Source organism: Paracoccus sp. NBH48 (assembly GCF_015390265.1).
Taxonomy (GTDB): Bacteria; Pseudomonadota; Alphaproteobacteria; order Rhodobacterales; family Rhodobacteraceae; genus Paracoccus; species Paracoccus marcusii.
The window spans coordinates 299,769-318,461 of sequence record NZ_VUOJ01000004.1 but is presented as its reverse complement, the minus strand read 5'-3'; the positions used below and the strand labels follow the sequence as shown (position 1 = coordinate 318,461).

The window sequence follows — 18,693 nt, the reverse complement described above, 5'->3', positions numbered from 1 at the left end:
TATCTTCGGCGCATGGAACGCGAACAAACATATGATCTGTCGACCGGGGAAGGGCTGATTGCCTGCCCGCTCTGCGACGCCCTGCATGTCCAGGAGGATCTGGACGTCGGAGAGACCGCGCGCTGCATCCGTTGCGGCACGGTCCTGGCCAAGCCGCGCGACGGCGCGTTCGCGCAGCTGATCGCGCTGGCCTTCACCTCGATGGTGCTGCTGGTGGGGGCGGTGTTCTTTCCCTTCCTGGAGGTGTCGGCGATGGGCTTCGGCAATGCCAGCTCGCTGTTCGACGTGGCGCTGGCCTTTGCCGACGGGGTTCTGCTGCCGCTGGTCTTGGCGGTTCTGGCGATGATCATCGGCCTGCCGATCCTGCGCGCGTTCCTGCTGCTCTATACGCTGGTTCCGCTGGCGCAGGGGCGTCCTCCGCATCGCCACGCGGCCATCGCCTTCCGCTGGTCCGAACTGCTGCGCCCCTGGTCCATGGCCGAGATCTTTGTCATCGGCACCGCGGTCGCGCTGATCAAGGTCGCAGGTCTTGCCACCGTCCATCTGGGCCCGGCCTTCTGGGCATTCTGCGCGCTGATCTTCGTGAACCTCGCCAGCCGTGCCTTCATGTGCCAGACCTCGATCTGGGACGCGATCGAGGATGCCGGCATGAAAACCGAGTATCAGGCCAAGACCCCCGCCCCCCTGACCACCCCCGGCGACGCATGAGCGCGCCTGCCGGACAGCCCGATGCCCCCGTCCTGACCGCGCATCGCGCCGGGCTGTCGGGGTGCCACCGTTGCGGCCGGGTCTGGCCCCAGGATCAGGCCCGCTGTCACCGCTGCGGCGCGCATCTGGTCGCGCCCGACCGGCGCGGCCTGCAGAAGGTCTGGGCGTGGTGGCTGGCCGGGCTGATCGCCTATATCCCCGCCAACGTCTTCCCGATGATGAGCACCCAGACCTTCGCGGGCCTTGCCGGCAATTCCGAGGCGACGATCCTGGGCGGCGTGGTCGAGCTGATGCATTACGGCAATTACGACATCGCGCTGATCGTCTTCGTGGCCTCGGTCATCGTGCCGGTGGGCAAGTTCCTGGCCATCGCCTGGCTGGCCGTCGTCGCGGGCCGCCCGGCCAGCGTGGAGCAGGCCCATTCGCGGCTGAAGGTCTATGAGGTCGTCGAATTCATCGGTCGCTGGTCGATGATCGACGTCTTTGTCGTGGCCATCCTGTCGGCGTTGGTGCAGCTGGGCTTCGTCGCCTCGATCCGGCCGGGACCGGCCGCGGTGTCCTTTGCCCTGTCGGTTGCCTTCACGATGCTTTCTGCGCAAAGCTTTGACGCACGATTGATCTGGCGCGGCCTGCCCTTGCGCACCCGCCGCGAACCCTGACCAACTGCATTTCCAGTACGAACGCCCAAGGATCACGACCTCATGACGGACACACCCCCGCCCCTGACGCCGGCCAGCCCGGTGCGCAAGACGGCCGCCCGCGCGGCCCAGGCCGGTATCAACGTCATCTGGATCGTGCCCATCGTGGCGCTGATCGTGACGCTTGGCATCGCCTGGAACGCGTTCCGCGACCGGGGCAGCGTGATCGAGATCGAATTCGCGGACGCCACCGGCATCACGCCCGGAGAGACCACGCTGCGCTTTCGCGAGATCACCGTGGGCGGTGTCGAGGGGGTCAAGTTCACCGACGATCTGTCGCGGGTCGTGGTGTCGGTCCGCGTGGACACCGACGTGGCGCAGTTCATCGATGCCGACGCGTCCTTCTGGATCGTCCGCCCGCAGGTCAGCGCCCAGGGGGTCACCCGTCTGGACACGGTCCTCAGCGGCGCCTTCATCGAGGGTTACTGGGACGCAGAGGTGTCCGAGCCGGCCGCACGCTTCACCGGACTGGACCGCCCGCCGCTGATCCGCAACGATCAGCCCGGCACCTGGGTCACCCTGTCGATGGAGACCGCCGACGGCCTGTCCGAAGGAGCCCCGGTCCTGTTCCGCGGCGTTCAGGTCGGGCGGCTGGAGAACATCCGCGTGGATTCCGGCACCGACCGCGTCATCGTGGACGCCTTTGTCGAGGCACCCCATGACGCGCGGCTGACCAGCGCGACCGTCTTCTGGGACACGTCCGGCTTCTCGGTCTCGCTTGGGACGCAGGGGGTGGCGCTGAACGTCAATTCGCTGTCGTCGCTCCTGCAGGGCGGCGTGGCCTTCGAGACGTTTGTCAGCGGCGGCGCGCCCATCGAACCCGGACAGGAATTCGCCGTTCAGGCGGACGAGGGCACGGCCCGCACCGCCCGGTTCGAGGATGACGACACCCGCCTGCTGCGCGTGGGGATACTGATCGACGACAGCGTCGAGGGCCTGTCCACCGGCGCCGATGTCCAGTTCCAGGGCCTGCGCGTCGGTCGCGTGACCGACCTGGCCGTCAGCCTGACCGAGGATGAGCAGGGCAACACCGTGCCGCGCCAGCTGGTCAGCATGGTGATCTCTCCGCGGCGCATGGGCCTGCCGGACGGATCGACCGCCGACGACGCGCTGGCCCTGCTGACCGAGGAGGTCGGCGACGGCCTGCGCGCGCGCGTGGCTAGCGCCGGATTCCTGGGCACCACCCTGATGGTCGAACTGGTGGACATGCCCGATGCGGGCCCGGCGACGATCGATCTGGAAACGGGTCCGAACCCGCTGATCCCGTCGGTGCCCGGCGATCTGGACGATTTCACCGCCAGCGCCCAGGGGCTGGTCAACCGCATCGGCAACCTGCCCATCGAGGAGCTGCTAACCTCGGCCCGCGACACGCTGGACGGGATCACCGCGCTGGCGACCTCGCAGGACACCCGTGCGATCCCCGGTGCGCTGCGCGAGGCGATCGAGGGGGGCAGCGTTGCCCTGGCCGACATCAGCGCCATCACGGGCGATCTGCGGCAGGCCGAAAGCGGCCAGACCCTGGCCCGGATGCTGGACGAGGCCTCCGCCGCCTTCACCGCCGTGTCCGAGGCCGCCGTGGGCGTCCCCGAGATGGTCGAACAGATCGATAGCGCCGCCGCCTCGGTCGAGGAGTTCGGCTTTGCCGAGATCAGCCTGCAGGCCGAGGGAATCCTGGCCGACCTGCGCGCCATGCTGGGCAGCGAGGATGCCGAACAGCTGCCGCGCAACCTGTCCAACGTGCTGGAATCGGCCACGGGCCTGCTGGACGACCTGCGCGACGGTAACGCCGTGGGCAGCCTTAACAGCGCGCTGGACAGCGCCAGCCAGGCCGCCGACCAGATCGCGGCCTCGGTCCAGCAGCTGCCCGACCTGCTGCAGCGCCTGCAGGTCACCGCGGCGCGGGCCGACACGCTGTTCGCCAGCTATGGCGACCGGTCGGCCTTCAACAACGAACTGATCGGGGCGCTGCGCGAACTGCGGCGTGCCACCTCCTCCATCGGCTCGGTCGCCCGGCTGATCGAACGCAACCCCCGCGCCTTCATTCTGGGACGATAGACATGATGCTGCCCCACCGCGCCCTGCGCCTGCCTGCCCTGCCCATCGCCGTCCTGATCGGGGCGTCCCTGCTGGGCGCCTGTTCCAACTCGGAAAAGACCGGGCGTTTCCTGATCGACCCCCCGGTGGCCGGGGTCCAGGTGCCCAACCGCCTTGGCACCGCGGAACTCAAGGACGTGTCCCTGCCCGAATACGCCGCCGACCAGGAGGTCGCGTTCCAGACCGGCGACGGGGCGGTGCGGTCCAATTCGGACAACCTGTGGGCGGACGACCCGGCCCGGTCCTTCACCACGACGCTGGCCCGCGCGATCAGCGACGTGTCCGGCGCCACCGTCATCAGCGAGCCCTGGCCCCTGGCCCAGCCCCCCGCCCGCATCCTGGAGGTGCGCGTCGAACGCGCCTTGGCGCAGGCCGACACCACCTATCGACTGTCGGGGCGGTATTTCGTGTCCGACGACGGCCTGTCGGGGGGCGGCACGAACCACGCGCGCAGTTTTGACATCCGCGTTCCGATGGCCGCGCAGGGGCCGGCCGCGACGGCGGCCGCGGCCAGCCAGGCGATCTCGATCCTGGCACAGCAGATCGCGACGCTGTCGGGGCCGGGGGCGACCATCGCCACCACGCGTCCGGCCGCGTCCGATCCGTTCGACTTGCCGCCGCTGTTCTGAAAAAGATCGGCGGAAGGCCGCCCCAGACGGCCTTCCGCCGATCCACCCGCAGGACGGGCACCAATACCACCACACCGCTCACGACAGACGGCCCTGCAGGTATCCCTTCCGGCGCGGATCAGGCGCCGGATGTCTCGGTGGGCCCGTGGCCCAGCACCCGGATGATGACCGGCAGCACGAAATGGTCAAAGCAGGTGCGGTCCGGGTTGAAGGCGCCGGGCCGCCCGACGCCGCCGCATTCCTCGCAATCCTCAAGCGTGCCCCAACAGTTCGGACAGGCGCCAAGCGCGCAGGCCAGCATCTCCGCGTGATCGATCAACAGCTCGTTCTCGCGCTCCAGCCGCTGCAGCGCGGCCCAGCTGGGCCGGTCGGCGGTGCCGGTGGTCTGCATCCGCGCCATCGCCCGCCCGACCGACGCGCCGGGCGCCGGGTCCGCGCCCAGCATCCGCAGGGCGGCCAGCATGTCCTGGAATTCCGCGGTGTCCTTGTCCTTCATCGCCTGTCCCCCTGCGGACGATCCGTTCGTCCTGTGCATCGTGATTCGCATGCCGCCGTGAAACCGGCGTGAAAGGATCAGTCCCGTTGCGGTTCGGTCGGCAGGACCGGCACGGGGACGTCCGTCGCCCCCTGCGCCAGCCGGATGATCGCCGCGCGGCTGTCGGGCCGCGCCCCGTCGGCCAGGTGTCCGGCCAGCCAGCGTGTCGCCTGAGGGGCCGCCATCGAGCTGCCGCTCATCACGGCAAAGCTGCCGCTGGTGCGGCCGCGCACGATCATGCCGGGCCGGGCCTGCGACCGGTCCACGCAGGCCAAGAGATCACCGCCCTGCGCCGCCCCGATCAACGAGGCATAGGCCAGCCCCCGCCCGCACCGGTCCACCGCGCCCACCCGCAGGCCGTGCCGCCCCGTCGCATAGGCGTTCACCGTGTCCGCCCGCTGTACCCGCGCGGGGACAGCGGTCCGCGGGTCCAGCAGGACGGGAAACCCCCGGGCGTCCATGTCGGCATAGGCGGGCTGGGACAGCCAGCTTTGCCGCGCCTCTCGCGGGAAACCGCGCAGGACGTCGTCACGCTGGACCGACACCGCGTGATCGCCGTCCCCCTGCACCAGCGCCAGCCCCCACCGGCCGGGCGGCGCCCAGCTGTCGCCCGCGGCCGCGGGGCAGGTCGGTGCCATGATCAGCGTCATGCATTCGCGCCAGCCGTCGGGATGCGGCATCACCCGATAGAACGCCCGCCCCAGATCGCGCCCCCGCCCGTCGCGCAGCGTGCTGGACTGGTCGGGGGCGCAAAAGCGGGTCCGGGCCTCGGTCCCGCCAGGTGGCGTCAGCCCGATCCGCATGGGCCAGTCCGGTCGCGTGGGACGGACCGGCCCCCAGATCTCCAGCGGGGTCTGGGTCCCGTCGTCGGGCGGCAGTTGCCATCCGATCCTGCCCTGGGGACGCAGGGTCGCGCGCAGGCGCGCCATGCGATGATTGCCGGTGGGCAGCACCGCATGCACCGGCCCCAGCCCGGTGGACGCATGGGTCGCCAGCGCATCCAAGAAACGTTCCAGCAGGCCTGTGCCGTCGCGTGGCCCCGCTGTCAGCCCCAAGCTGAGGTTCAGCACCACGGGCAGGCGCACGCTGTCCACAAGCAGGCCATGCGCGGCCTCGACCTGGCGGCACAGCATCCGGGCGCGGGTGATGACGAAGACGATGGCGGCCAGCAGCGGGTCCTGGGCCAGCGTGGCCGAGGTGTCCGCGATCACCCCGGGGGCCAGCGTCACGCCGATCACCGGATGATCGCGGGCACGCGGATCGTCCGGCGCAAAGCCCGCGGCCAACAGCGCCACCGCCGCGCCGTGACCCGCGGCAAAGGCCGCGCTGTGCGTCGTGCGGCGGTCCATCGCCACGACCCCGGCCCTGCGATAGACCGCATCCTCGGCCGCGATCGCGCCCGATTCCAGTCCCGCCAGCCAGCCGCCGATCCTGGCGCCCCGCAGCTCGATTCCCCATGGCAGGTCGCGGCCCGGACCGTCGGGATCGACGCGGGCATCCTGGACCCACAGCGACGCCACCCGCGACAGCGCACCGGGCAGGCGCAGGTGCTGATGTGCGAACGGAATGGCATCGTCGATGACGGCGATGATGCAGCCCCGGTCCGGGTCCGGCAGCGCGCCCGCAGCCATCAGCGGTCCGGCGCCCGCAGGGGCCGGGTCACGGTTCACCGCGTCCGGGGGCAGGACCGCGGATGGCAGGAACCAGGACTGATCCATCCGCCCGAACGCCTGCGCCATCAGCGCGGGAAGGTCGGGCGCGGATGTGGGCGGGGGCGCCCGGTGTCGCCGGCACCACTCCACCAGCGCGGGCGACAGCCCCGCCGGGGCGGGACCCGGGGTAGTCCATGTGGCTGTCAGCTCCACCGGTCCGCCCGTTCGTCCCGGGCGCGCGCGACCAGCGTGGCCCATAACGGCGCGGGGCGCGGGGTCAGTGCAGGTCCCCGCAGCCTTGTGGCGGGATCGGCGTCGTCCAGCATCTCGGCCAGGATGCCATAGTGGAAATCGCGCACGGCCCCGCCGTCGTGATAGAGCCGCCCGTCGAACTGCGCCCCGTGGGCGGTCGCGGCCGGATCGGCGCGGGCCAGCATGTAATGCGCCAGCTGCAACCCCAACACCGCCCCCGCGGCGCTGTCGGCGGGGAAATGCACGCCGGCCACCGTCCGGTTCACCGCGATGCGACAGGCCAGTCGGAACAGCGGGTCGTCGGCCTGCAGCGGCGCCCGTGGGTCGTCCAGCCGCGTCAGCAGCGTGGCCAGGCAAAAGGCCTGGGTCGCATGGCCACTGGGCAGGGTGGGATGGCTGGGACAGGCGATCATCGGCTGGATCAGGTCGCTGAACTGCGTGGGACGCGGACAGGCCAACGCCAGCTTGAGACGCATGACCGCGGCGGTGGTCAGGTCCATCGCGCGGGCCAGCATCTCCAGCGTGGCGGGGTTCCGCGACGGCTCCAGGGGGCGGATCGCGGCAAAGAACGGCATCAGGCCGTGGGTCTGGACCTCGATCTCGGGGGCGCGGTCGGGGCGCAGTTCGGCGTAATGCCCGACCATCGCCGCAGCCTCGCGGAACTGCACCAGATCGGGCCGGTCGATCCGCACCAGCGAGGCGCAGGTTCCGTCCGCCTGGCGGCACAGCAGGCTGGCGGATGATGCACCGGCGACCCCGTCATCGGCCGACAGGGGCAGATCCTCGGACAGTTCCGCCAACAGGATTGCGGCGCGGTGGTCCGGGTCCAGCCGCGCCAGCCGCGCACCCGGCGCCAGCATGGCGGGGGAACCGCCCCGGCCCTGCGGATCCTCGGTCCCCGCGATCGCATCGCGCGTGCGCATCAGGGCAAGGGACAAAAGCGCCCCCTGGCCGTCCGGCATGTCGTCGGACTTGGCATGCTTGGCATGTTTGGCGTGGAACAGGGACATGATGCACCAGGGAAAACAGGAACGGGTGACCCGATTAATCTATCACACGAAGCCGTGATTGGATAACCTTTTGCAAATCGCCCTTTGGGACAACGCCATGGACCGTCTGACCCTGCACCTGATCGGTCCGGTCGAGATGACCGGCCCGGGCGACCGCCGTCTGACGCCGCGGGGCATGCGGGCCCGGGGGGCGCTGGCGGTACTGGGCACGGCCCGGGGCCTGCGCGTCACGCGGGCGCGGCTGCAGGACCTGCTGTTCAGTGACCGCGACCCCGATCACGGCAATGCCAGCCTGCGCCAGCTGCTGAGAGAGATCCGCCAAGGCCTTGGCCCCGCCCGCGACGCGCTGGTCACGGGGCCGGGCTGGGTCGGGCTGGACCCCGACCGGGTGCAGGTGGATCTGGCCGCCCGCCCCGGTCCCGACGGCCAGGTGCCTGAATTCGCGGCCGACCTGGACATCCCCGACCCGGAGTTCGAGGACTGGCTGCGCGATGCGCGCCAGACCGCGGCCGCCCGTACGCCCCAGGTCGCCACGGCGGATGCGCTGCCCGACCTGCTGCTGTCCGACCCGGTGTCCATCGGGCAGGATGCGATGGTGCTTGCCACGATGATCCTGTCCGAGGCCGCGGGCAGGGCCGCAGACCTGCTGCCCATCGCGGTCCTTTCGCCGGGGGCTGCGCCGCGGGGGGCCTATGTACGGGTATCGTCGATGGCGAACGTGCAGGGCGGCGTCTTCAGCCTGCTGGTGCGGCTGATCCACCAGCCGTCGGGCCGGGTGATGTGGTTACAGAGGCTGACGGCGCCGCTGGCCGGCCTGGATGGACGGCTGGACGACCTGGCCGCGCGCTGTTGCCTGGGGATGCTGCAGGTGCTGGACCAGGGGCGGGCGCTTGGGGCGGCGATGGGAATCTCGTTCGCGGACGTGTTCAGCTTTTCCGCGTCCCGTCTGGCGCGCGCCGATCAGGTCCTGGCGCAGCTGGGCGACAGCATCACCCCGGCAGTGACCTTGTCGCTGCGCGCCTGGATCCGCACGACCCACGCCTTTGAACGCCTGACCCCCGATCCCCGCCAGGCCATCGCCGAGGCGGCAGAGCTTGCCGCCCGCGCCCGTCAGGCCGCGCCCTTCCACGCCACCGCCCTTGCCGTGCAATCGGTGGTCGAGGCCTATCTGGACCGTGACCAGATCGCCTTCGACCTGTCGCGCCAGGCCGTGCTGTCCGATCCGGGCAACCCCCTGGCGCGGCTGGCCCATTCCCGCGCGCTGGCCGGTGTCGACCGCTTTGCCGATTCCGCGGCGCAGGCGCGGGCCGGGCTGGACCAGGCGCTGTCCAGCCTGAACCCCGCCAATTGGCACTTGGGAATCGGGGTGGCGATGATGCGCGCGGGCGATCTGTCCGCCGCCACCCGCCACCTAGAGGCCGTGCACCGCTTTGCCCCCGACAACCGCCCTGCCCTGCGCTTCTTGGCCGCCTTGCGTTATGCGCAACGCGACGAGGAAGGCACCGTCCGCGCCCTGCTGGCCCTGCGCAGGCTGGAGCCGGATTTCAGTCTGGACCTGATGGGCAGCGACGGATACCCGGTGGACAGCCTGCGCAGGCTGGGCCTGCTGCAGGTCGCGGGATCACGGCTGATCTAGCGCAGCGCGGCCAGCAGCGCACCGTGCAGGCGCGAGCCTGCCACGATCAGCCCGTCCACCTGCGCGGCCTCGCTGTTGAACCGCATCGGCTGGCCCCGCCGGTCGGTCACGCGCGCGCCCGCGCGTTCCGCGATCAGCGCCCCGGCGGCGATGTCCCATTCCCACGCCGCGCGCAGCGACAGCGCCGCGTCGAACTGTCCCTCGGCAGCAAGGCACAGCCGCCACGCCAGCGAAGACCGGAACTCGCGCCGGAATCCGGGCATGCCGCTGTGCCAGTTCGGCGCATCGGCCACCGCGCGATAGGTCAGCACCCGTGCGCCCTCGATCGCTGCATCGGTCGGGGCGATGGGGGCGCCGTTCAGCGTGGCGGGGCCGTCGACATGGGCAGCATAGGTCAGGTCCAGCACCGGCAGGTGGACGACCGCGGCCACGATCCGGTCGCCCCGTGCCACGGCCAGCGAATGGGAAAACCCGTCCTGCCCGTCGATGAAGGCGCGGGTGCCGTCGATCGGGTCGATGATGAAGCAATGTTCGGCATCAAGGCGGGCGGGGTCGGCCTCGGATTCCTCGGACAGCCAGCCGTAATCGGGGCGCGCGGCGGTCAGGGTCGCGTGCAGGGCGTCGTTGACCGCCAGGTCGGCCTCGGTCACCGGGCCCGCGCCGCCCCCCTTGTCCCAGGCCTGCGGATCGCGCCGCCAGAACCGCAGGGCGATCCGCCCCGCGTCCCGCGCGGCGGCGGTCAGCAAGTCCAGGTCGGCCTCAGCCCCCGGCAACGGTCATGCCCTGGACCAGCAGGCTGGGCACCTCGGTTCCGCGCCACGGCAGGGCGTCGTCGGCGGCCTCCAGCGTCATCAGCATGTCGCGCAGGTTGCCCGCGATGGTGCATTCGTTCACCGGCCAGGCGATGCGGCCGTCCTGAACCCAGAACCCGGCCGCGCCGCGGGAATAATCGCCCGTGGTGCCATTCACCGACGCCCCCAGCATCGACGTCACGATCAGGCCGGTGCCCATTCGTTCGATCAGGTCCTGGCGGCTGACGCGCCCCGGCGTCAGGATGACGTTGCTGTGGCTGGGGGACGGGCTGGAGGCCAGCCCCCGCGCCGCCGATGCGGTGCTGTCCATGCCCAGCTTGCGCGCCGTGGCCAGGTCCAGCGTCCAGCCCTGCAGCACGCCGTCGGCCACGATCATCCGCGCCCGCGTGGGCAGTCCCTCGGCGTCGAAGGGGCGCGACGAGGGATAGCGCGGGCGCAGCGGGTCTTCGGCCAGGTCCATCCCGGCGGGCAGGACGGGTTGGCCCAGGTCGCGCCGCAACCAGCTGGCCCCGCGCGCGATGGACGACCCGTTCACCGCCGACAGCAGATGGCCGATCAGCGAGGCCGACACGCGGCGGTCATAGAGGATGGGATAGGCGCCCGTCGGCGGCTTGCGCCCGCCTGCGCGGGCCAGCGTGCGTTCCGCGGCCAGGGCGCCGATCTCCTCGGGGGTGGGCAGGTCGGCGGCGAAGGTGCGGGATTCGCCCGCATAATCGCGCTCCATCCGCAGCCCCTCGCCGGTGATTGCCACGACCGACAGCGAATGCCCGGTCCGGGCATAGCCACCCGAAAACCCGTTCGACGCGGCCAGCCACATGCGCCGCTGGCTGTAGCTGGCATTGGCCGCCTCGACCTGAGAGATCCCCGCCACGTCCAGCGCCGCGGCCTCGGCGCGCTGCGCCAGGTCCTGCAGGTGCTGGGGTTCGGGTTCGGGCGCGTCCTCGGCCAGTTCCAGGCCGGCGGCGTCGCGATGGCGCGCCAGCTGGCCGGGATCGGCCAGGCCCAGATGATCGTCCACCGGCGCCTCGCGCGCCATGGCGACGGCGCGGGCGGCCATCTCGACGATGGCGGCGTCGCGGTGGTCGGACGACGACACCGCCGCCTGGCGCCCGCCCACCAGCACGCGCAGCCCGATCTCCAGCCCTTCGGCGCGTTCGGCCTGTTCCAGCGCGCGGGCCCGCATGTCGATGCTGACGGACCGCCCGTCGACGGCCAGCGCGTCGGCCTGGTCGGCCCCGGCACGGCGCGCGGCATCGATCAGCGCCTCGGACAGGCGCTGAAGGCGAAGGGGGTCGGCGGCGTCGGTCATGCGGGCCTCACAGGCGAAAGGATCAGGCCGGGACGGATGCCCCGGCCCGCTGTCAAGGGATGCGGATCACTGGATCTGCTGGCCGTTGGCAAAGATCGCACCACCCTCGCGGAACTCGATCTCGGTCTGCAGCTGGTCGGGGTTGCCCTCGACCGGGCGGGCGAACATCGCCATCATCATGCGCGGACCCATCAGCTGCTCCTGCGGCACGACGCCCATCGCGACCAGCGTGTCCAGCAGGCCGTTGATGCCGCCGAACGTGCCCTCGATCTTGCCCAGGGGCTGGCTGGGATCCTCGCCGAAGGTCAGCGCACCGGACAGGTCGGCGGTGGCGCCCACGGCGTCCAGGGCCAGTTCCTTGATGGTCAGGCTGCGCGGCTGCAGGGGCATGGGCGCGGCGCCGTCCGGACCGGGCTCCACCGGCTGCGGAAAGTCGGGATCCATGAAGTTCTGCGTCAGCAGCGCCGTCCCTTCCAGGTCGATGGTCAGGCTGGCCGGATCGCGCGGCAGCGCCGCCTCGGGGTCCAGCGCCTGCCAGATCGCGTCGTCCAGCGTCAGCCCGTCCAGGACATAGGTCAACGCAAAGGGCTGTTCCTGGTCGGATGCCACGATCGGCATGGCCAGCCGGAACCGGTTCTCCGCCGCGCCATAGGCGATCGGGAAGGGCATGCCCGTGGCGGTCAGGTTGGTCGTCATGTCCGTCAGCCCCCCCTCGTAGGACAGGCCGTCCTTGGAGATGCCGACGGCCAGCGTGCCGCTTGCCGCCTGAAAGCTGCCTTCGGAATCGTTGCGGCTGCCATCCGCGGTCAGGGTGCTGGCGGTGAAGCTGCCGCTGGTCGCGCCCATCGCAAAGCTGCCCTTGCCGCCAAAGCCCGCCTGCAGCGCCTGCGTGGGCTGGCTGCCAAAGTTGACCTCGCCCGCAGGACTGGTGCCGTCGCCCTGCATGGTCAGGTCGGCGATGGTGATCGTGGCCTGGAAATCATCGGTCTCTGCGGTGGCCGCCGGGGCGTCGGGCGCCTCGGATGCCTCCGGCGCGTCGGTGGCGTCGGGCGCGGTTTCAGGCGCATCTGTGGCGGCAAGCGACGGCCCCGAGGCGGTGATCTGCGCCTCCAGCGCATCGGCGCGACCCTCGAAGGTCTGGGTGCTGGCGCCGTCGGCGGCGGTGGTGACGGTCTGGCTGCCGGTGACGCCGGTCAGCGTGGCGGTCAGCGGAACCTCGTTCCGGTCGTCCAGCGCGCGGCCCGACATGGTCAGCGTGGGCATGGTCACGTCATGGGTCAGCGCCTCGGGCGTGCCCGAGCTGATCGTCTCGTTGCCGGGGGCGTCCATGGTCATGGAAAAGCCCACGGCCTCGTCGTCGCCCTCGGGCACGGCGCTGCTCTCCAGCGTCATCTGGCCGCCCACGACCGACCGCACGGTGCCGTCGCCGACCGCGGTCAGCACGATTTCGGGCAGGGTCAGGATCATGTCCGGGGCATCGGCCTCTCCGTCGACGGTCAGGACCACGTCGGTCAGGGTGATCGCCTCGTCCGAGGCATCCTCGGACCCGACCTGGACCGCATAGCCCATCTGTTCATAGCTGTCCTGCAGGCTCTGCCAGACTTCGGCGGGGGTGACGTCTGCAAGGGCCGGGCCCGCGCCCAGGATCAGCGCAAGCGCCGAGGTTGCAAGGGGACGGTTCATGGCGGATACCTTTCGCAAACCTGAAATCGGGGGGATTCCTGACACAGTGCCGCCGAAAGGGAAAGGGAACAAGTCGTGATCCGCAGCCACCACCGGGACGGCCTGTCCCTGCTGACGATCGACCGCCCCGACAAGGCAAACGCCCTGACCGCCGACATGCTGCGCGACCTGCGCGCGGGTGTGGCGCAGGCCCTGGACAGCGGCGCGCGGGCGCTGATCCTGACCGGGGCGGGCCGGGTCTTTTCGGCCGGCGCGGACCTGGACCAGGCCCGCGCGGGTCTGGCCACGGCCCCCGAATGGGAGGATCTGTCCGCCGCGCTGGCCGCCCTGCCCTGCCTGACCGTCGCCGCGCTGAACGGGTCGCTGGCCGGGGGCGCCTTCGGCATGGCGCTGGCCTGCGACATCCGCCTGGCGGTGCCCGATGCAAGGTTCTTCTATCCGGTGATGCGGCTGGGCTTTCTGCCGCAGCCAAGCGACCCGGCGCGCCTGGTGGCGCTGGTGGGGCCCGCGCGGGCGCGGATGATCCTGATGGCCGGCGCCCGGATCGACGCGCCCGAGGCGCTGGCCTGGGGCCTGGTCGACCGCATCCTGCCCGCGCCCGACCTGATGGAGGCCGCGTGCGCCCTGGCCACCGATGCCCTGGCAGCCGACCCCGCCCATGTCGCCACGATCAAGGCGATGACGCGGCCTTCGCGCGCTTGATCGCGGTCCCCGGACCCGTCATGGAACGAAGTTCCCCGCCCGCCGTTGCGCCAGCAGGGCTTGTTCCTGCGGTGCTGCGGCCTGCCGCATCTTTGTCCTTTTCTGCCACCGCCCCGCTTGCGGATCGCATTGCCAGATCGCAGGTAACGTCCAAGAACCTATGGAGATTTCCCGTGCGCACGCTTGTCCTGACCGCCGCCCTTGCCCTGACCACCGCCCTGCCCGCCGCGGCCGACACGATCCGCGTCGGGATGTCCGGCGGCTATTTCCCCTTCACCTTCACCCGTGCGGATGAACTGCAGGGCTTCGAGGTGGATTTCCTGAACGCCATCGCCGAAGAGACCGGCGACGAGGTCGAATTCGTCACGATGTCCTTTTCGGGCCTGATCGGCGCGCTGGAATCGAACCGCATCGACACCATCGCCAACCAGATCACCATCACCCCCGAACGCGAGGCGGCATTCGCCTTCACCCAGCCCTATGTCTATGACGGCGCCCAGATCGTCACGCGCGAGGGCAACCCGGCCGCGATCGAGGGGCCGGATAGCCTGGACGGCAAGACGGTCGCGGTGAACCTGGGGTCGAACTTCGAACAGCTGCTGCGCGAACTGCCCAATGCCGACCAGATCGACATCCGCACCTATGAAAGCAACATCGAACAGGACACGGCGCTGGGCCGGGTCGACGCCTTCGTCATGGACCGCGTGTCCTCGGCCCAGGTGATCGCGCAGAGCCCGCTGCCGCTGGAACTGGCCGGAGAGCCCTTCTCGGAGATCAGGAACGCCCTGCCCTTCCGCAACGACGAGGCCGGTCAGGCGCTGCGCGACCGCGTTGACGCGGCCATCACCACCCTGAAGGAGAACGGCACCCTGGCCGAGATCTCTCAGAAATGGCTGGATGCCGACGTGACGCAGCCCGTGTCGCAGTAACATGCGGCCTCTGGACACCGCCTACATGTGGGACCTGGTCCCGGTCATCGCCGGCTATGTGCCGCTGACGCTGTTCATGGCGATCGTCGCGATGGTGGCGGCGCTGACCCTGGGGTCGGCGCTGGCCATCGTGCGCGTGCTGCGCGTGCCGGTCCTGGACCGCATCGTGGCGGTGTTCATCAGCTTCTTCCGCGGCACGCCGCTGCTGGTGCAGCTGTTCCTGTTCTATTTCGGCCTGCCCCAGATCGTTCCGGCGATGACCGGCATCGACGGCGTCACCGCCGCAATCATCGGCCTGACGCTGCATTTCTCGGCCTATATGGCCGAGAGCATCCGCGGCGCCATCCTGGGCGTCGACCGCAGCCAGTGGGAGGCGGCAGCCTCCATCGGCATGACGCAAGGCCAGCTGCTGCGCCGGATCATCCTGCCCCAGGCTGCGCGGACCGCGGCGCCGACGCTGATGAACTATTTCATCGACATGATCAAAAGCACCTCGCTGGCCTTCACCCTGGGGGTGACCGAGATGATGGGCGCCGCCCAGAAGGAGGCCGCAGGCAGCTTTCTGTACCTGGAGGCGTTCCTGGTGGTCGCGCTGTTCTATTGGGTGATCGTCGAAACCCTGTCGGTCGGCCAGCGCCGGCTGGAATCCAGCCTTGGAAAGGCCGTCGCACGATGAGCTGTCAGATCGAGATCACCGGACTGGTCAAGCGCTTTGGCGACAACACGGTTCTGGACGGCATCGACCTGTGCCTGGAGCCGGGCGAACGCGTGGCGATCATCGGGCCGTCAGGAACTGGGAAATCGACCCTGCTGCGTTGCCTGAACTGGCTGGACACGCCCGATCAGGGCACGATCCGCATGGGCGACGTGACGGTCGATACCGCACGCGCGACCAAGGCACAGATCCTGGGCCTGCGGCGGCGGACGGGGTTCGTGTTCCAGAACTATGCGCTGTTCGCCAACAAGACCGCCCGCGGCAACATCACCGAAGGGCTGACCACCGTGCGCGGCTGGTCCGCCGACAAGGCGCGGGCGCGGGCGGATGACATTCTGGCTCAGATCGGCTTGGCGGATCGGGGCGACAGCTATCCGGCGGCCATGTCCGGCGGTCAGCAGCAGCGCGTCGGCATCGGTCGCGCGATGGCGCTGGATGCGGACCTGATGCTGTTCGACGAACCGACCAGCGCGTTGGACCCCGAATGGGTGGGCGAGGTTCTGGACCTGATCCGCCGCATCGCCGACGGACGCCAGACCATGCTGATCGTGACCCATGAAATGCAGTTTGCCCGCGAAATTGCGGACAGGGTGGTCTTCATGGAAGGTGGGCGCATTGTGGAACAGGGGCCGCCTGCGCAGATCTTCGGCAACCCGCAGGACGACCGCACGCGGGCCTTCCTGCGTCGCGTGGGCTGATTACAGCCCTGCGACCTGGAAATAGGCCTGCGTGCTGCGGTCATCACTGAAGCCGATGCCACTGGCGATGATGCAGCTGGTCTGATCATCGCGCGGCGCAACCAGTGTCCATGTCCCCAGCTGATCGGACCCCCACAGCTGCGTGCCTTGCACGCCGGTCATGTCGACGGGATGTTCCGCAAAATCCTGCTCCAACGTCGCGGCGATTTCCGCATCATCGGCGCAATAGGGCTGGTCATCGACGGCCATTTCCGAAACCGGCATTGTCTGGATGTCCTCCAGCAGGGCAGCAGGCTCAATGCCCTGCATCGCGCTCCAGCCCTGAACCGGCTGATTGGGGCTGGCCGACAACGCCGGCGTGACGCTGAGCAGCGCCACGACGCCGGCGCAGCCAAGGCGGGTGATGCGGTCTGCACGGGTCATGATGATAGCCTTTCTTGCGAATTCCCCAACAAAACGCGGTTTTGTTCGCAAGAGTTCCGTCGGCCCGTCTTACGCCCAGCTGCGCGCCAGTGCCAGGCGGGCCTCCAGCCCCTGCGGCGCGCGGTGGAATTCCAGCCGTCCGCCATGCTGCGCGGCGATGGTCGACACAATGGCCAGGCCCAGCCCGACGCCGCTGGCGGTGCCGGCATTCTCTCCGCGCTGAAAGGCCCCTGTCAGGCGCGCCAAGTCGTCCTCGGTCAGGACCGATCCGCGGTCGGTGACCGAGATCCAGGCCTCGTCCGCGTCGCCGCCGGTCAGCACCTGCGCCTCGCGCCCGTATTTCAACGCGTTGTCGATGAGGTTGGACAACGCGCGGCGCAGCGCGGTGGGCTGGCCGCGCATCAGCAGGGCGTGGCTGTCCACCGTCGGACGGCTGGTGGTTCGGGAAAACAGCGTGCCGGCGCGGGCAGGGGGCAGCGACGACTGGCGCAGCGTCACGGGCAGGCCCACGTCTTGGTAATCGGCCACGACCGCCTCGGCCAGGGATGTCAGGGACAGCTGGCGGAACGGTTCGGCCCCGATTTCGGCACGGGTATAGGTCAGGACGCCGTCGATCATCGTCGTCATCTCGTCGATGTCGCGGTCCAGCCGGTCGCGCAGGGCGGCATCCTCGATCATCGCGCTGCGCAGGCGCAGACGGGTGGCGGGCGTGCCCAGGTCGTGGCTGACCCCCGACAGGACCAGGGCCCGATTCTCCAGCGCGGCGCGGTCCTGGGCGACATAGGCGTTCACGGCCTCGGCGGTCTGGCGCAGCTCGATCACGCCGCCGACGGGCAGGGCGGCGGTGCGGGCGCGATGATCGCGCAGCGCGGCCGCAAAGGCGGTGAACGCCCCCGCGACCCCCGCCACCCAGCCCAGCAGCAGGGCCAGCGCCCCCAGGGCCAGCGCGCCAGCCAGAAGGCGGCGGTCGGGCGGCGCGGCCTGGCAGCCCCAGACGGGCGCACCGTCCACGCGGATCCATGGGCCGGTGTCCTGCTGGACGAACAGTCGCGGCTCGCTGCAGAACCGCGCCAGGGTGCGGGTGATCGAGGCCAGGCCCGCGGCCTGGCTGCCGCCGCCGACGGATTGCACCTCGGCCGCGGGATAGGTCAGGTCGGGCGACTGGATGCGCACCGACAGCCGCGCGCCCTGCGACAGGTCGGGCCTGCCGCCGCCGGTCAGGGTGATCACCGTCTGCCGCCAGCCGGGCGGCAGGTCGGGCGCGGCGCGCAGCTGGACCTGGGACAGGCCCTGGGGCAGGGCGCTGCCCGCCTCCAGGCTGTCGGCCAGCGCCAGACCGGCGATATAGGCGCGGTTCAGATGCGCGTCCCAGGCCGCGTCGCTGGCGGTCCACAGCCAGACCGACCCGCCGCCCGCCAGCATCGCCAGCACGACCCACAGGCTTGCCACCACCCGCAGCGACAGGCGGTCAGTCAGCGTCACGCGCGACCTCGGCCGACAGCACATAGCCCAGCCCGCGTTCGGTCCGGATCAGCGCCGGGTCGGTCTTCTGGCGCAGGCGGCCGACCAGCATGTCGATCGCGCGCCCCTCGGCCGCCTCGTCGTCGTCCAGCGCGGCGGCGATCTCGTCGCGGGTCAGGGGGATCAGCGGATTGGCCAGGAACACCCGCAGCAGCGCTGTTTCGCGTGACGACAGGCTGACCTGCCAGCCGCCGGGGGCGGTCACCTCGTCGCGCCGCGCGTCATAGCGCCAGCCCGCGAACCGCAGCACGCTGTCGCGCTTGCGGTGGGACAGGCTGGGTGCCCGGCCCGCGCGGCGCAACACCGCCCGGATGCGCGCCAGCAGCAGGTCGGGGTTGAAGGGCTTGGCGATATAGTCGTCCGCACCGACCTCGTAGCCGGCCATGCGCTGGTGGTCGGCGGACAGGGCGCTGACCATGATGATGGGCACGTCCTGCGCCTCGCGGATCTCGGCGCAGATCGCCACGCCGTCGTCATCGCCCAGGGACACGTCCAGCAGGATCAGGTCCACCCGGCCGCCGCGCAGCGCGGCCAGCGCGGTCACGCGGCTGTCAGCGCGCGTCACGTGCAGGCCGTGGCGCTGCAGATAGGCGGCCAGCATGGCGGCCATGTCGGCGTCATCCTCGACCAGCAGAAGGCGGTGCAGGCTCATCAACAGTCCTCCGATCCGTGATCTAGCATCGCAGG

18 protein-coding genes are annotated in these 18,693 nt (G+C 70.5%); 9 read left to right on the top strand and 9 right to left on the bottom strand.

Annotated features, from left to right (window positions below; genetic code table 11):
- Window positions 1-12 precede the first annotated feature (12 nt).
- Genes F1642_RS08395 through F1642_RS08380 form a run of 4 tightly spaced genes read left to right on the top strand, consistent with a single transcriptional unit; the run spans window position 13 to window position 4,129 of the window.
- On the top strand, window positions 13-708 hold the full coding sequence (locus F1642_RS08395) for a paraquat-inducible protein A (RefSeq protein WP_194885985.1): 696 nt from the start codon (window positions 13-15) through the stop codon (window positions 706-708).
- On the top strand, window positions 705-1,367 hold the full coding sequence (locus F1642_RS08390) for a paraquat-inducible protein A (RefSeq protein ID WP_194885984.1): 663 nt from the start codon (window positions 705-707) through the stop codon (window positions 1,365-1,367). The genes F1642_RS08395 and F1642_RS08390 overlap by 4 nt, the downstream gene beginning before the upstream one ends.
- A gap of 42 nt (window positions 1,368-1,409) precedes the next feature.
- Window positions 1,410-3,461 (top strand): intermembrane transport protein PqiB, encoded by a 2,052-nt coding sequence (locus F1642_RS08385; RefSeq protein WP_139598278.1) that lies wholly within the window; start codon window positions 1,410-1,412, stop codon window positions 3,459-3,461.
- A 2-nt stretch (window positions 3,462-3,463) separates the two neighbouring features.
- Complete coding sequence (locus F1642_RS08380; protein ID WP_255522283.1) at window positions 3,464-4,129, top strand: membrane integrity-associated transporter subunit PqiC; 666 nt, start codon at window positions 3,464-3,466, stop codon at window positions 4,127-4,129.
- 118 nt (window positions 4,130-4,247) lie between these two features.
- Here F1642_RS08380 and F1642_RS08375 read toward each other — a convergent pair whose 3' ends face one another.
- The 3 genes from F1642_RS08375 to F1642_RS08365 form a co-directional block, all read right to left on the bottom strand.
- Window positions 4,248-4,625, bottom strand: coding sequence for a hypothetical protein (locus tag F1642_RS08375; protein WP_045981913.1), 378 nt, complete (start codon window positions 4,623-4,625; stop codon window positions 4,248-4,250).
- 77 nt (window positions 4,626-4,702) lie between these two features.
- Window positions 4,703-6,529 (bottom strand): hypothetical protein, encoded by a 1,827-nt coding sequence (locus tag F1642_RS08370; RefSeq protein WP_194885983.1) that lies wholly within the window; start codon window positions 6,527-6,529, stop codon window positions 4,703-4,705.
- Window positions 6,520-7,578, bottom strand: coding sequence for a phosphatase PAP2 family protein (locus tag F1642_RS08365; RefSeq protein ID WP_194885982.1), 1,059 nt, complete (start codon window positions 7,576-7,578; stop codon window positions 6,520-6,522). The genes F1642_RS08370 and F1642_RS08365 overlap by 10 nt, the downstream gene beginning before the upstream one ends.
- Window positions 7,579-7,675: 97 nt before the next feature.
- On the opposite strand from F1642_RS08365, the gene F1642_RS08360 reads away from it, so the two are divergent.
- Complete coding sequence (locus F1642_RS08360; RefSeq protein ID WP_194885981.1) at window positions 7,676-9,214, top strand: SARP family transcriptional regulator; 1,539 nt, start codon at window positions 7,676-7,678, stop codon at window positions 9,212-9,214.
- Here F1642_RS08360 and F1642_RS08355 read toward each other — a convergent pair.
- The 3 genes from F1642_RS08355 to F1642_RS08345 all read right to left on the bottom strand — a co-directional run bounded on the left by F1642_RS08355 (window position 9,211) and on the right by F1642_RS08345 (window position 13,018).
- Window positions 9,211-9,987 (bottom strand): 3'(2'),5'-bisphosphate nucleotidase CysQ, encoded by a 777-nt coding sequence (locus F1642_RS08355; RefSeq protein ID WP_194885980.1) that lies wholly within the window; start codon window positions 9,985-9,987, stop codon window positions 9,211-9,213. The two genes, F1642_RS08360 and F1642_RS08355, sit on opposite strands and share 4 nt — an antisense overlap.
- Complete coding sequence (locus tag F1642_RS08350; RefSeq protein WP_045981916.1) at window positions 9,974-11,335, bottom strand: TldD/PmbA family protein; 1,362 nt, start codon at window positions 11,333-11,335, stop codon at window positions 9,974-9,976. Before F1642_RS08350 ends, F1642_RS08355 begins: the two co-directional genes overlap by 14 nt.
- A 66-nt stretch (window positions 11,336-11,401) precedes the next feature.
- Window positions 11,402-13,018: a DUF2125 domain-containing protein gene (locus tag F1642_RS08345; protein ID WP_194885979.1), complete on the bottom strand. Its 1,617-nt coding sequence runs from the start codon at window positions 13,016-13,018 to the stop codon at window positions 11,402-11,404.
- Between the two features lie 75 nt (window positions 13,019-13,093).
- On the opposite strand from F1642_RS08345, the gene F1642_RS08340 reads away from it, so the two are divergent.
- The 4 genes from F1642_RS08340 to F1642_RS08325 all read left to right on the top strand — a co-directional run bounded on the left by F1642_RS08340 (window position 13,094) and on the right by F1642_RS08325 (window position 16,062).
- On the top strand, window positions 13,094-13,720 hold the full coding sequence (locus F1642_RS08340; RefSeq protein ID WP_194885978.1) for an enoyl-CoA hydratase/isomerase family protein: 627 nt from the start codon (window positions 13,094-13,096) through the stop codon (window positions 13,718-13,720).
- Window positions 13,721-13,893: 173 nt separating this feature from the next.
- Complete coding sequence (locus tag F1642_RS08335; RefSeq protein WP_045981919.1) at window positions 13,894-14,649, top strand: amino acid ABC transporter substrate-binding protein; 756 nt, start codon at window positions 13,894-13,896, stop codon at window positions 14,647-14,649.
- A gap of 1 nt (window position 14,650) precedes the next feature.
- Window positions 14,651-15,325: an amino acid ABC transporter permease gene (locus F1642_RS08330; RefSeq protein WP_045981920.1), complete on the top strand. Its 675-nt coding sequence runs from the start codon at window positions 14,651-14,653 to the stop codon at window positions 15,323-15,325.
- Entirely contained in the window at window positions 15,322-16,062 is a 741-nt protein-coding gene (locus F1642_RS08325; RefSeq protein WP_194885977.1) for an amino acid ABC transporter ATP-binding protein, read from the top strand. Before F1642_RS08330 ends, F1642_RS08325 begins: the two co-directional genes overlap by 4 nt.
- Here F1642_RS08325 and F1642_RS08320 read toward each other — a convergent pair whose 3' ends face one another.
- From F1642_RS08320 to F1642_RS08310, 3 genes are all read right to left on the bottom strand, one after another.
- Entirely contained in the window at window positions 16,063-16,485 is a 423-nt protein-coding gene (locus F1642_RS08320) for a hypothetical protein (protein ID WP_045981922.1), read from the bottom strand. It lies immediately after the preceding gene.
- A 69-nt stretch (window positions 16,486-16,554) separates the two neighbouring features.
- The gene (locus F1642_RS08315) at window positions 16,555-17,967 is read right to left on the bottom strand and encodes an ATP-binding protein (RefSeq protein ID WP_194885976.1); all 1,413 of its coding nucleotides are present in this window, start codon (window positions 17,965-17,967) and stop codon (window positions 16,555-16,557) included.
- On the bottom strand, window positions 17,954-18,658 hold the full coding sequence (locus tag F1642_RS08310; RefSeq protein WP_194885975.1) for a response regulator transcription factor: 705 nt from the start codon (window positions 18,656-18,658) through the stop codon (window positions 17,954-17,956). The genes F1642_RS08315 and F1642_RS08310 overlap by 14 nt, the downstream gene beginning before the upstream one ends.
- Between the last annotated feature and the right edge of the window lie 35 nt (window positions 18,659-18,693).